Here is a 12,788-nt window from a genome sequence, read left to right as displayed (position 1 = left end):
AAAATGGCAAAAAAATCAAAAGTAGCAAAAGAGAAAAAGCGGCAGGAGATGGTCGCTAAATATGCTGAGATCCGCAGGGAACTGAAGGAGAAGGGTGATTATGAGGCACTGAGAAGGCTGCCGCGCGATTCCTCCCCGACCCGCTTGAAAAACCGGTGTGAGGTGACAGGCCGTCCGCGCGGATACCTGCGCAAATTTAAAATGTCCCGGATCGCTTTCCGTGAATACTCGCATAAAGGGCAAATCCCCGGAGTCAAAAAAGCAAGCTGGTAATATGATAAACTAAAGGGACAAATCTTACATGGCGGGGTGTTTAGCATGAATGAAAGACTCGTCGATATAATCATAAGGGAGATTGTCTCGGGGCTGCCTCCTGAAGACCGGGATCTCTACCAATATGTCACAAACATAGAGGACCGTCTTGCACAGCAGTCCGAAACCTCCGACCAGTTCATGAGCCTCCTGGTCAAGCACTCTCCGCATAAGCAGGCGGCAGAAAAGTTCAGCCTGGGTGTGACGGAAACCTATCAAAGGATGCAAATGATCGAGCGGGAGATTAACAAGCTGGTTGAAGAACGGAGAACCCGAATGAAGTGGGTAGATCTTACTGATAGGCTTGATGCCAATGGGAAGAGGCAGCTGTTTTTGTTTATTTCTTGAAGAAAGAGCCTGAGGGGGCTCTTTTTTTCGTATATAGGGAACGTGACGGAATGCGGTGTGTGGTTTATTAGCAAGTTTTCCATTTTATTAGCAAGAAATGGATTTTATTAGCAGCTTTTTTTGTATATTAGCAAGTATCGGTTTTTATTAGCAACTCTCAGATTTTCAATGCATTTGGGCCTAACTATTATTTATCTTAATAGGAAAACATATTTAAAATTCTAAATTTTCTGCTATAAATTTGCCAATCCAGCCTTCCTTCTTTTAAGTTAGACATGAACCAACAATAGGAGGGATAAGATGAAAAAAGCCGCCAGTGTTTTATTTGTGTATTTGTCCAGTTTTTTATTGGTATTCGCTCCTCTTGCTGCTGCAGATGCAAAGCCTAAGCAGGACCCCTATGAAAAATATGGAGAAGTTGCCGTAGGTGAGGATGGCATGGTTGCCACAGCCCATCCGCTTGCTTCAGAAATAGGGGCTGATGTATTGAAGAAAGGCGGAAACGCGGTTGATGCAGCTGTGGCAATCCAGTTTGCCCTCAATGTAACTGAGCCGATGATGTCAGGCATCGGAGGCGGCGGATTCATGATGGTGTATGATGGAAAAACAAAGGAAACAACAATCATCAATAGCCGTGAGCGTGCGCCGGCCGGAGCAGAGCCGGACATGTTCCTTGATGAAAAAGGAAAGCCGATTCCCTTTTCAGAACGATCTTCGGGCGGAACAGCAGTCGGTGTACCGGGAACCTTGAAAGGGCTTGAAAAAGCACTGGATATGTGGGGAACCATCCCCATGAAGAAATTAATCCAGCCTTCTATTAAACTGGCTGATAAAGGTTTTCCAATCGATCCGGTACTGGCAGCGGCAATAGAGGATAATAAAGAAAAGCTGTCCCGGTCAGCAGCTGCTGAAGTGTTTCTCCCAGGAGGGGAGCCGCTGGAGGAAGGCGACATTCTGGTCCAGAAAGATCTTGCCAAAACATTTAAGTTAATTCGGAAAGAGGGAAGCCATGCGCTTTATGAAGGGCCGATTGGGTATGCCCTTGCCAAGGAGGTCCAGGATTTCGGCGGATCTATGATGAAGGATGATTTAGAAAAATATGAAGCAACAATAGATAAGCCTGTGTGGGGGGAATATCAAGGCTATCAGATTGCCAGCATGCCTCCGCCAAGCTCTGGCGGTGTCTTCCTCCTGCAGATGCTGAAAATACTTGATGGATTCAATCTCTCCCAATATCCAGTCCGCTCCTGGGAAAAATATCACCTCATGTCAGAAGCGATGCATCTTGCCTATGCAGACCGGGCAGCTTATGCAGGGGATCCGGAATTTGTGGAGGTTCCAGTCAAAGGGCTTCTTGATAAAAACTATATTAAAGAACGGCAGCAGCTGATATCGCTTGAGGAAATGAATACAGACCCTGAAGCAGGCGATCCATGGAAGCATAATAGCGGGAAACCCTATTACAATGCAGCAGCACAGCCTGCAGACAGACAGTATGGAGAAACCACCCATTTTACGGTAGCAGACCGGTGGGGGAATGTGGTTTCCTATACAACAACGATTGAGCAGGTTTTTGGTACGGGCATCATGGTGCCGGGCTTTGGAGTGATGCTGAATAATGAACTGACTGATTTTGATGCTGTGCCAGGAGGGGCAAATGAGGTCCAGCCTAATAAGCGTCCGCTCAGCAGCATGACCCCGACGATCGTCTTTGAAAATGACAAGCCGGTACTGACAGTCGGATCACCGGGAGGGGCGACCATTATAACCTCTGTTCTGCAAACAATCATTCATGCAATAGAGTACGATATGGAACTGAAAGCAGCAGTGGAGGAACCGAGGATCTATACGAATAACCCATCTTCCTACAGATATGAAGAAGGGGTGCCAGCTTCTGCCCTGCAGAGGCTGAAGGAAATAGGCCATCGATTCGGAGAAAAACCAGAAACGATAGGCAATGTCTAAAGCATCCTGATTGATCACAAACAAGGAATATTCAAGGGAGTTGCCGACTCCAGCAGAAGCGGAGCAGCGATTGGGGTTGACCTGAAAGGAAAAGGCAAGAAGAAGCATTAGATACTAAAGGGCTGCGGAATTCCCCGCAGCCTTTTTCTGGTAAAATAGTTGTCGAGGTGATTTTTATGAGCGGATTTATCCATATGGAGGATGAGGAGATCATCTATCATGTTTACAATTTGAACTGGCATCTTCCTATAGAGACGCAAAAAGAAGCGGCTGATATCTTATTACAGCTCCCCGCAGACAAAGTAGGCATGATTATCCCAAAGTATGGCAAAGCCTGCTGGGAAAATGGAGTAGCAGTCATAAGGAAAATAGGCTATCCAAGAAATGAAAAAGCGCTGCAGCGGCTGGCAGGTCTCCTTCAGGACAGGAACTGGCCTGGTGCCCTGGATGCGGTAGAAATTTTCAGGGAACTAGGAAAAGAAATCAGTACTCCTTATATTGAACGGGAATGCGAAGAAGCAATCAGATGCGGGGATCATAACTGGCTGGAGCACCTTTACTATGCGGTTGAAAGCCTGGGCCTGGAGGCTGCGGATTTTCAGAAAGAGGAGACATATGCAGAGATGCGGAAGCGGGCAGAGGAACTTCGGGAGATATAGTGTGTGGACATCTGAGTCACTCTGATGGGGGAGAAGGCCGGTCAGAGTGACTCAAGAAGAGAATATGAGACACTCTGATGGGGGAGAAAGCCGGTCAGAGTGCTTCAAGAGGAGAATATGTGTCACTCAGATGGCGGAGAAAGCCGGTCAGAGTGTCACAAGAAGATGATATTGAGTCACTCAGATGGCTGAGCAAGCCGGACAGAGTGCTTCAAGAGGAGAATATGAGTCACTCAGATGGCGGGGAAGGCCGGACAGAGTGATTCAAGAAGAGGATATGAGACACTCTGATGGGGGAGAAAGCCGGACAGAGTGCCTCAGGAGGAAGATATGAGTCACTCTGATGATAGAAAGCCGAACAGAGTGACTCAAGAAGATGATATGAGTCACTCAGATGGAGAGAAAGCCGAACAGAGTGCTTCCTCTGAAAACATGAATCACTAAGACTGCGGAAAAACCATTCAGTGCCTCAAATAAATCCCCCATGGCGATCACCCCGACATAACAATTCCTCAGTGCCCTGCACTAATCTCAATCTCCTGCATAAATCTCCTCCCGCAGCAACCTCCCATGATATATAATAGAAACCGACTTTATAAAAGAAGGAGTTACTATGGGGACTATTTTTCGCAGCTTGACGAGTGTTCTTCTCATTTTAATTCTGGCAGCGCTTCCGCTTGGGCTCCATAATGGCGATGCGAAGTTGGTATTCAGCATATTTCCTATGTTTGAGGCTGTCAGGAATTTTATCCATGGGCTGCTGTCAGGGGAATCGTGGCAGTATTTGCAAGGAGAGCGGGAAAGGCTGCTCCTTGAGGATTTGATTCCATATTGGCTTTCTTCCTTTATTTATCTGACTGTAAGTGCAATTATTGCTGTCATTCTGTCCGTGGTATTTGGTGTGTTTTTATGGGAAAAAGGGGGCAGGGTGCTGAATGCAGCTCTAGGTTTCATGGGAATGCTGCCTGACTTTATCCTTGTTCTGCTTTTGCAGCTGCTGACGGTAGCTGTTCATAAAGAAACCGGTATAAAGACAGTAAAGGTGGCTTCATCTTCCATGAGTGAACCGGCTATATTTTTGCCGATAATTACACTTGTTATCATTCCCTTGTTCTATCTTCTGCGCTCCCTGTCAGAGCGGAGCCATGAAGTTAAAGGGGAAGACTACATACTGACTGCCAAAGCAAAAGGATTAAGAAAGGGGAATATCTATCTCTTCCATATATTTTCCAATGTGCTTCCGTTTTTGAAGGCCGATCTTCACAAAATTTTAAGCATCATGTTTGGGAATCTTTTCATTATTGAATACTTATATAACACAAGGGGAATCACAGCTCTGCTGTTTGTCCAGCAGATTCAATTTGGGTATCAATATAATCTGGTTATCTTATGCTTGTTGAGTCTTTTTTTACTATATCTCGTTTCTTTATATACTTTAAAGCTATTATTATGGCTGGCTGAAAGGGGGCTGCAGGGATGAAAAAAAGGAGGAATCTTTCTTTAGCCGCAGGTTTATTGATGCTTGCCTTCTTCCTGCTGGCCGCACTAGCCGGGCCTGAATTTGCACCCTATGATGTGAACGAATCAAAAAAGATCGATCATATCATAGATGAAGAAGGAAACAGGAAACTAGTGAGTTCGCCGTTTCCGCCTTCTGCGCAGCATCCTTTTGGGACAGATAAATGGGGTTATGATATATTGACCCTCCTGCTGCATGGTGCTAAATATACTGTTTTCACTGTGTTGATTGTCGCGCTTGTGCGGCTGGTCATAGGAGCAGCATTTGGGATATTTCAGGGGATCCGAACGAAAAAAACGGCCAGGAAACAGTTGAACATTTCATTATTCAGCGGAATCCCTATATTTATCATCATCTATTTCATCATGCTTGGCATCAATATTGAACCTACGCTTTCTCCGCTTCAGCTGACCGTTATACAAGGGGCTCTATTGACCATACTTGGCATCAATGGGGTTTACAATGTTATTTTCAATAAGACGCTTGAGCTTAAAAAAATGGCTTATGTGGAGGCAGCAAGGACGCTTGGAGGCAATAGTTCACATCTTTCTCGCAAACATATCATTCCATCATTGCGGGCTGATTTCTCGGCGATTTTTGTAAATGAATGCATCCAGGTTCTGCACATCATTGGACAGCTGGGTATCTTTAATTTATTCCTGGGCGGAACGGAAAAGCAGTATTTTCCTACCATTTATTTATCAATAACCAATGAGTGGTCAGGCTTAATCGGACAGTCGCGTTCTTTTCTTTACCACTCCCAGTGGATCATTATCTTCCCTCTTGCAGCTTATGTTCTGCTGCTGGTATCATTCTATCTGCTGTCTGCAGGGTTGAAGGATAGGAAAAAACTTAACAGGCCTACTCATATTTAAAAGAGCACATTCAAAGAAATGTGCTCTTTTAGTTTTGTTTTGTTGACTTTCCTCATGATTTCCCATAAATTTATCTAGACCGGTTGTTATAATTTTTTCCGAAAGGAGAATGAATTTGGAGGGTAAGCGAAAGACACGAGAGTCGATTTTGTGTGCGGCATCGAATCTGTTCAAGTGCCAGGGGTATAATGGCACCGGATTGAATCAAATTATAGAGGTAAGCGGGGCTCCCAAAGGGTCGATTTATTATCATTTTCCCGGCGGCAAAGAGGAGATTGCAGTGGAAGCTGTTAAGCATGTTGGAAATGAAATAAAAACGATGATAAAGAAAGAGCTGGCATCTTCTGAAGATGCGGCAGCAGCCTTCCGCTATCATGCCGAAAAAATTGCTTCATATTTTGATGTGCCCCTGAGCCATGAAAATAGCGGCCTGCACATCGGACTGATTGCTTCGGAAACGGCTCTGACGAGTGAGCCAATCCGGCAGGCCTGTCAGGAAACTTACAAGGAATGGCAATCGCTGTACAAAGAAAAACTGCTGCTTTCCGGATTTTCTGAAAAGAGGTCGAAGGAGCTGGCCCTGCTTGTGAGCTCTATGATTGAAGGGGCGGTCATACTTTCGAACACCTATGGAAATGGCAAGCCGCTGCGGAATATAGCTGAACATTTTACATATGTAATCAGAGTCCAGTAAAGCAGCGCAGAAGTTGAGAGGAGAATCATTGTGCAAATTACAAACCAAGGCGCAGCTGCGCCGAATGCATTAAAGGATATCAAAGCGGTTCCTATTATTATTTCTTTCCTGATAGCAGGATTTATCGGCCTGTTCAGTGAAACTGCCCTGAATATGGCAATCAGGGATCTTATTGTGATTTTTGAAACGGATGCAGCTACCGTTCAATGGCTGACAACAGGGTATTTATTGACCCTTGGAATATTGGTGCCGATTTCTGGACTGCTGCTGCAATGGTTTACGACAAGGCAGCTATTTGCAGTATCGCTCGTTTTCTCAATCATCGGGACATTCATTGCAGCAATCGCACCTGTGTTCAGCATCCTGATGCTGGCTCGTGTCATCCAGGCAATCGGGACAGCGCTTCTGCTGCCGCTCATGTTCAATACAATCCTTGTCATCATACCGCCGCATAAGCGCGGAGGGGCGATGGGGATCATCGGTCTGGTCATTATGTTCGCTCCTGCAATCGGGCCGACGATATCAGGATTGATTCTGCAGAATCTGACATGGCATTGGATTTTCTGGATTTCATTGCCGTTCTTTGTTTTAGCTCTCATATTTGGACTATTTTATATGCAGAATGTTTCCACCCCTGCCAAGCCAAGGATCGATCTGCTGTCCATCCTTTTATCAACAATCGGTTTCGGTGGAATCGTATTCGGATTCAGCAGTGCCGGTGAAGGAGAAGGCGGATGGGGGAGCCCGAAAGTTATCATTGCCCTTGTGCTTGGAGTAGTCGGTTTGATTCTTTTCTGTATCCGCCAGACAAAGATGAAGCAGCCTATGATCAATCTTCGCACCTTTTCATACCCTATGTTCAATTTAGGCCTGCTGATGGTGCTGATCGCAATGATGGTCATATTATCATCAATGATCATGCTTCCTCTCTACTTGCAGAATTCACTTCTGCTGACTACATTTGCGGCTGGGCTGATTTTGCTGCCCGGAGGAGTGGTCAATGGAATCCTGTCCCCTGTAATGGGACGCTTGTTCGATAAATATGGTCCCACATGGCTGGTCCGCGGCGGTCTTGTGATTGTCACGATCGTCATGTTTGCGTTCTCCGGAATAACAAATGATACCTCATCCGGCTATATTGTTATGCTGCATATCTTCATGATGGTGGGGATTGCGATGGTGTTCATGCCCGCTCAGACAAATGGCCTCAACGAACTGCCGCCTGAGCTGTATCCTGATGGGACGGCTATCATGAACACCCTTCAGCAGGTAGCAGGTGCAATCGGAACAGCTGTTGCGATTTCCATCATGACAGCTGGGCAAAAGAGCTTTATGGAAGAATCAGCAAACCCTCAGGATCCTGCATTATTGCCGCTCTCATTGACAGCAGGCATCCAGGATGCTTTTATATTTGCCATTTGTGTGGCCATCTTGGGATTGATTGCTTCATTCTTTATTAAGCGTGTCAAGGTTGAGCATCAGGAAAGTTAAATACTGTAAAGCCCGGGATATATTCCGGGCTTTTCCTTTTACAGAAAATAATTTATAGAATATGAAAAAGCACGGATATCCTCTTCCGTGCTTTCTTTATGGGTTTTTTAGCAAAGTAAGAGAATGTAGGGTAGGATCGAGGGGGTTTATGATGTTTATACACCTAACAGAGTCACTCTGCCAGGCGGTTTTTAAAAGAGAATCAGAGATGTTTTTCTGCTTCTTTGATAATTGCGGCAGCAAGCTCTTCCGTGTTCCCTTCGAACATATGGAAATTGAGCGATGACTGAAGGTGAGCAAATTGTTCCTTTAGTTCATCCAGCTGACTGATTTCGGCTGACCAGCTGATGGAAGGTATGGAAATAATGAATCGCTTGTCTTCCGTTATATTCAGGAAGACCTCGGCATATTTATTCCCGGAAATGGTTATTTTCTCGTAAGAGGTTATCAAATTGGTCATCCTTCCCTTATGAGCCGTTTCATCTATTATAACATCATTTGGATGCAGAATCGAATTTTCGGGATGTAAGCTTCTGTTAAAAGCTGCAGGGCCGCGGCACACAAACCTTTCTGATCATGCATATAGTAGCATTACAAGCAGAAAGGAGGGATGGAATTGCCTGTTTCGGTCATTTTTAATCAGGTTAATGTTATTAGCATGTCATCCAATTCCATCATTTCCACGGGGCAGAACAGCCAGCCGGACTGGAACGCTCAAGGGAAATTGAATACTGGAAACGGGGTATATATCAACGCTGCCTCTCTTGGCAACTTCAGCTTTGTCAATGATCCGGATGTTGCGGATACGCCGATTGCCCAGCCGGAAAACATCAATCCTCAGCCTGTCTCCCAGATATAAAGATGAAGTCAGCTTTACGGAATATCTCAATAAAATTCAATAACATTAATATAACCTCCATGGCGGCCAATTCCGGCATCTTTACGGGAGACAATACACAATCCGGATGGCAGGTGAACAGGAAGGATAATACAGGCTTCGGGTCGGTGACGGGAAGCCAGAACGTCTCAGCCTATAATGTCAATATAGTTGATGACAGCGATTTTATGGATGCCTTCTTTTACCGGATTGAAGGTGAGGAAGAACAAGGTCAGGAACAAGGGGATCAAAATCTTTAAGCCATTTCCTATGGCTTTTTATTTTTTCCTTCAAAAGCTTTAGAGCATAGAGGGTCATAATTTCCTTGCCGGCAAAATAAGATTATAAAAAAGTCCGGTTTGAAATGGGGTAGGATGTTGACAACAGTCCAATTCAAAACATTAACAGTGAATCAGATTAAAAACAGTTCCGGAATTTTCTACGGACAGAATACACCTGTATACTGGCAGCATACCGGTAAAATCTCTGAAGGATTTGGCAAAGTGGCGGGAAAAGGGAATAAAATCAGCCGGAATTATACAAGGGTGGCACAAAGCAGAGAAGGTTCATAGCCTACTTTTGGCTTTCTTCTCCCTTTTTGCCTTCTGGCTGGACAAGGTGGAGATTACCCGAAATTTTATTAAGATCTCCCTCTATAGAGCCAAAGCCTGAGGTGCCATTCATATGGGAGGACCAATTCTTCTGTCTGTTTCTGCCCATGAATACGCCAGAGCTGTCAGTGATTTGTCCAATGGAAAGATCGTCAAAATGGATTTTTGCTGTTCCAATCATTTTTTTCATGCTTACTCCTCCCGGTCTTTATGCCTCTTTTACCATATGCCTTCAAAAGCAGAAGATGTGACACTAAAAAGGATGAACTCTTATGCAATTGGATGAAAAAGCTCTGATTACCATATTGGGAAAATTGAACGGCCGCCTTGCTGATATGGAGGGCCGTTTGAAAGAGCTTGAAAAAGAAAAATCCAGCGGGCATAACATCCACTTGGAGATAAATGAAGTGAATATAGAGAGTTTCCAGCTGGATCAGCTTTCTTATTTTCTCGACAGGATTGACGTTAAAAGCTTGAGCGGGATGATGAATCTCGGAAACAGCTTTTACACCCCAGCAAACAAACAGAAGCCGCAGACCGGGAAAAAAGGAAATGCAAAAGGGACTAAAGCAGCAGAAAAAAACAGCGATTATGCCGGCATTCGTATCCTTGTCAACGGAAAAGAGACTCCATATGCTCTGGAAAGCACCACGGGAACGGAGGAACTGTGATGAGATATTTTTCTCCTTTGTTTAAAATCAACAGCATTCATATAGGGTCCATCGAGGATGCTTCATGCGTTAACTTCGGAAACAGCTTTCCAACAGGCTTTACCAGCCTTAAGAAACATAATCAGGGATTCGGCAATGTACTGGGAGACCATAATGATATTCATGATATCATGTCCAGGCTGGAAGAAAAGGATGTAACCGAAGTGTTTTATAAGAACGGAGAAGAAGAGATTCCTGAATGGATAGGGAAGCTTCTGCAGGAAGATGGGGAAGAAGAAAATATGGAGATGGATGCAGAAGAAAGCGATGATTTTAGTGAAACTGGCCAATAGCCGGTTTTTTTATTTTGAATGTAAAAGGAAAACCTTCATTGATTGTCGAATTAAGCAAACGGACAATTAGAGGAGAGTGGCATGATGAAAGCACCTGAAAGCATTTTGTCAGTATGGAAAAGATTCGACAGCTTTCCGATGGAGACGCTTACAAAACTATGGCTGCACCATAAAGGGATAGGGCAAAGGGAAGTTTCCCAGATGAAAGAGCATCGGGAGCAGTTCGGGATCACTGGAAACTGCTTTGATCTTGCCCTGTGGCTGCTTGATGAGTTTGATAAAGAAGGAATCAGGGCCTATCCTGTCGGCAGTAGCTTGCATACGGAAAAGGCGCATGCCGCCGTTGTAGCCGAGGATGATAAAGGCAGCCGCTTTTTATGCGACCTTGGCGACCAGTGGCTGCAGCCAGTACTGATTGATAGAGACACGACAGTTCCGCAAAAAGGGTATTTTCCGGCGGCAGGCATTGAGATTAAAAGCAGCGGCAATGCAGCAGAAATCACCTATCATAGGCCGGGCGGGAAGCAGTCAATGCAGACGTATCATCTGGAGCCGGTCGACAGGGATGAATTTTGGATAGCTGCGGGGCATTCAAGCCGCCAAATACACCCTATACCGCTCTTGGAATGCCGCGTTCCCATAACAGGTGTAACGACCCATTGGGAGTTTTATGATTGGAAAAGTTTTCTCAGCACAGAAAATGGGCTGGTATATGACCCTCCGCTTGAAGAGCTTGATGCATGGGCGGAACGGATTTACGAAAAGACAGGCTTTTGTAAGATTTTTCTTAAAGAATCATTGGAGCTTTATAAGACGCTTGGAGAGGTAAATTAATAATAACATGGTGACTGTTGCCAATGGGGGATATGATGGATATCAGACTTGCGGAAGTAACGGAAGAAAACTTCTTTGATGTAATCAATCTTAAATCAGATGAAGTGCAGGAAACACGAATCCAGATTTATGAAAGGTGGGTAGGGTCGAATGCCTTTTTCCTTGGCGCCTGCCAGGTGTTTGGGTATACGCCAAGAGCTATTTACGATGGCAGCAATTTGATCGGGTTTGCTTCATATGGATTCAGGAAGGAAACAGAGTGGTATGAATTGGTCAGTTTAATGATCGGCCATCAGTATCAGGGCCAAGGATACAGCGGTCCCGTCCTGAAGGCCGTCATTGATGAGATGGCAGAGTCCATGGAGTGCAGTGAAATTTATATCACTGTGATCCAAAACAATGACAAAGCGATAAAAATGTACGAAAAAGCCGGCTTCGTCCCAACCGGAGAGGTAGAGGAAGGGCATCATCCAGAGCCGGTTTATTGTTTGAAGCTGAGATAGCAGTAGTGACAGGCACCTATACCAGTTGGCTGACTGGTATAGGTGCCTGTCACCGTTTATAAAAGAGGGATATTGGCTTCCTGGCATTCCTTCCTGATCCTGCTGTTCCACACGGATGCCTGAACTTCGCCTATATGGGCTTTTTTGAGCAGGAACATGCATAATCTCGACTGGCCGATTCCTCCGCCGATTGTGAAAGGAAGCTTGCCGTCCAAGAGTGCCTTGTGGAAGGGAAGCTCAAGTCTTTCCTCATTTCCGCACTCTTTGAGCTGGCTTCTGAGTGATTTTTCGTCAACCCGGATTCCCATGGATGAAATTTCAATGCTTCTGCCCAGAGGTGCATACCAAAAGATCAGATCCCCATTCAGGCTCCAATCATCATAATCCGGGGAACGGCTGTCATGTTTGCTGCCTGAAAGGAGAGTGCCGCCGATATTCATGATGAAGACTGCGCCCAACTTTTCTGCGATCCTGTCTTCCCGCTGTTTTGCAGGAACCCCGGGGTACAAGTCCTCTAGTTCCTGGGAAGTAATAAAGCTTATTCGCTCCGGCAAAACTGGCACCAAATGTGAGCAGGAAAGGAAAAGCTTTTTTTCTGTTTCCTTGATGCTTTCATAGATGGAAGCAACTTCAGCCGTAAGTGTCTGCTTGTTTCTTTTATTTTTCGATATCACCTTTTCCCAGTCCCATTGGTCTACATAAATGGAATGCAGCTGATCGAGCTCTTCGTCTTTTCTGATTGCCCGCATGTCGGTATACAAGCCTTCTCCTTCTGAAAAACCGTACCGTGCAAGGGCCATTCTTTTCCACTTTGCCAGTGACTGGACAATTTCTAAAGTTTCAGCGAGGTCTTTTGCTTCAATTGTGGCCATCCTCTCGACCCCATTAAGATTATCATTGATGCCGGTCCTGCTTTCAAGAAGCAGCGGGGCTGATACCTTTGTAAGGTTCAGCCTTTCAGAGAGCTCTTTCTCAAAGCAGTCTTTCACATTTTTCAATGCTTTTTCAGTGTCAATTAAGTTCAATACAGGTGCATACAAATGAGGAACAGGCAGTCGGTTATTCATGATGGGCACCTCCGTTTTCACTTTTCTTGC

Annotated in this window: 18 protein-coding genes and 1 pseudogene; 16 read left to right on the top strand and 3 right to left on the bottom strand. The window is 45.1% G+C overall.

The window, feature by feature from the left end:
• Positions 1-3: 3 nt before the first annotated feature.
• The 9 genes and pseudogenes from rpsN to FZD51_RS01475 all read left to right on the top strand — a co-directional run bounded on the left by rpsN (position 4) and on the right by FZD51_RS01475 (position 7,863).
• Positions 4-273, top strand: a complete 270-nt coding sequence (rpsN, locus tag FZD51_RS01510) for a 30S ribosomal protein S14 (protein WP_022544009.1) — start codon at positions 4-6, stop codon at positions 271-273.
• A gap of 45 nt (positions 274-318) precedes the next feature.
• Positions 319-660, top strand: a complete 342-nt coding sequence (locus FZD51_RS01505) for a hypothetical protein (protein WP_148973120.1) — start codon at positions 319-321, stop codon at positions 658-660.
• Between the two features lie 300 nt (positions 661-960).
• Positions 961-2,736, top strand: a pseudogene (gene ggt / locus FZD51_RS01500) (gamma-glutamyltransferase).
• 65 nt (positions 2,737-2,801) lie between these two features.
• Entirely contained in the window at positions 2,802-3,284 is a 483-nt protein-coding gene (locus FZD51_RS01495) for a hypothetical protein (RefSeq protein ID WP_148973119.1), read from the top strand.
• Positions 3,285-3,403: 119 nt separating this feature from the next.
• Positions 3,404-3,547 carry a hypothetical protein gene (locus FZD51_RS25995; protein ID WP_187445583.1) on the top strand — a complete coding sequence of 48 codons (144 nt, stop codon included), beginning with the start codon at positions 3,404-3,406 and terminating at the stop codon, positions 3,545-3,547.
• Positions 3,548-3,897: 350 nt separating this feature from the next.
• Entirely contained in the window at positions 3,898-4,764 is an 867-nt protein-coding gene (locus tag FZD51_RS01490) for an ABC transporter permease subunit (protein ID WP_148973118.1), read from the top strand.
• Positions 4,761-5,678, top strand: a complete 918-nt coding sequence (locus FZD51_RS01485) for an ABC transporter permease (RefSeq protein ID WP_148973117.1) — start codon at positions 4,761-4,763, stop codon at positions 5,676-5,678. The genes FZD51_RS01490 and FZD51_RS01485 overlap by 4 nt, the downstream gene beginning before the upstream one ends.
• A gap of 115 nt (positions 5,679-5,793) precedes the next feature.
• Positions 5,794-6,372, top strand: a complete 579-nt coding sequence (locus FZD51_RS01480) for a TetR/AcrR family transcriptional regulator (RefSeq protein ID WP_262380616.1) — start codon at positions 5,794-5,796, stop codon at positions 6,370-6,372.
• A 36-nt stretch (positions 6,373-6,408) separates the two neighbouring features.
• Positions 6,409-7,863 (top strand): DHA2 family efflux MFS transporter permease subunit, encoded by a 1,455-nt coding sequence (locus FZD51_RS01475; protein ID WP_420886204.1) that lies wholly within the window; start codon positions 6,409-6,411, stop codon positions 7,861-7,863.
• Positions 7,864-8,065: 202 nt separating this feature from the next.
• Here the strand turns inward: FZD51_RS01475 and FZD51_RS01470 are convergent, their stop codons facing one another.
• On the bottom strand, positions 8,066-8,323 hold the full coding sequence (locus tag FZD51_RS01470; RefSeq protein WP_262380615.1) for a YueH family protein: 258 nt from the start codon (positions 8,321-8,323) through the stop codon (positions 8,066-8,068).
• A gap of 150 nt (positions 8,324-8,473) precedes the next feature.
• Here FZD51_RS01470 and FZD51_RS01465 point away from each other — a divergent pair, with 150 nt between their 5' ends.
• The 3 genes from FZD51_RS01465 (at position 8,474) to FZD51_RS01455 (ending at position 9,312) form a co-directional block, all read left to right on the top strand.
• Positions 8,474-8,722 carry a hypothetical protein gene (locus tag FZD51_RS01465; protein WP_009793267.1) on the top strand — a complete coding sequence of 83 codons (249 nt, stop codon included), beginning with the start codon at positions 8,474-8,476 and terminating at the stop codon, positions 8,720-8,722.
• Between the two features lie 2 nt (positions 8,723-8,724).
• Entirely contained in the window at positions 8,725-9,000 is a 276-nt protein-coding gene (locus FZD51_RS01460) for a hypothetical protein (RefSeq protein WP_148973115.1), read from the top strand.
• Between the two features lie 114 nt (positions 9,001-9,114).
• Entirely contained in the window at positions 9,115-9,312 is a 198-nt protein-coding gene (locus FZD51_RS01455; RefSeq protein WP_148973114.1) for a hypothetical protein, read from the top strand.
• A 1-nt stretch (position 9,313) separates the two neighbouring features.
• On the opposite strand, the gene FZD51_RS01450 is transcribed toward FZD51_RS01455, so the two are convergent.
• Positions 9,314-9,541 (bottom strand): hypothetical protein, encoded by a 228-nt coding sequence (locus FZD51_RS01450; RefSeq protein WP_148973113.1) that lies wholly within the window; start codon positions 9,539-9,541, stop codon positions 9,314-9,316.
• Between the two features lie 82 nt (positions 9,542-9,623).
• On the opposite strand from FZD51_RS01450, the gene FZD51_RS01445 reads away from it, so the two are divergent.
• From FZD51_RS01445 to FZD51_RS01430, 4 genes are all read left to right on the top strand, one after another.
• Entirely contained in the window at positions 9,624-10,022 is a 399-nt protein-coding gene (locus FZD51_RS01445) for a hypothetical protein (RefSeq protein ID WP_148973112.1), read from the top strand.
• Positions 10,022-10,354 carry a hypothetical protein gene (locus tag FZD51_RS01440; RefSeq protein ID WP_148973111.1) on the top strand — a complete coding sequence of 111 codons (333 nt, stop codon included), beginning with the start codon at positions 10,022-10,024 and terminating at the stop codon, positions 10,352-10,354. Before FZD51_RS01445 ends, FZD51_RS01440 begins: the two co-directional genes overlap by 1 nt.
• 84 nt (positions 10,355-10,438) lie before the next feature.
• Positions 10,439-11,188, top strand: coding sequence for a hypothetical protein (locus FZD51_RS01435; RefSeq protein WP_148973300.1), 750 nt, complete (start codon positions 10,439-10,441; stop codon positions 11,186-11,188).
• Between the two features lie 32 nt (positions 11,189-11,220).
• On the top strand, positions 11,221-11,691 hold the full coding sequence (locus tag FZD51_RS01430) for a GNAT family N-acetyltransferase (RefSeq protein WP_262380614.1): 471 nt from the start codon (positions 11,221-11,223) through the stop codon (positions 11,689-11,691).
• Between the two features lie 56 nt (positions 11,692-11,747).
• Here FZD51_RS01430 and asnA read toward each other — a convergent pair whose 3' ends face one another.
• Positions 11,748-12,731, bottom strand: coding sequence for an aspartate--ammonia ligase (asnA, locus tag FZD51_RS01425; protein WP_222928605.1), 984 nt, complete (start codon positions 12,729-12,731; stop codon positions 11,748-11,750).
• Positions 12,732-12,788 lie beyond the last annotated feature (57 nt).

Origin of the sequence: Bacillus infantis (assembly GCF_008180445.1) — a bacterium.
Classification (GTDB): Bacteria; Bacillota; Bacilli; order Bacillales; family Cytobacillaceae; genus Bacillus_AB; species Bacillus_AB infantis_B.
Note: the sequence above shows the minus strand (reverse complement) of the source record. Positions and strands in the feature narration are given on the sequence as shown.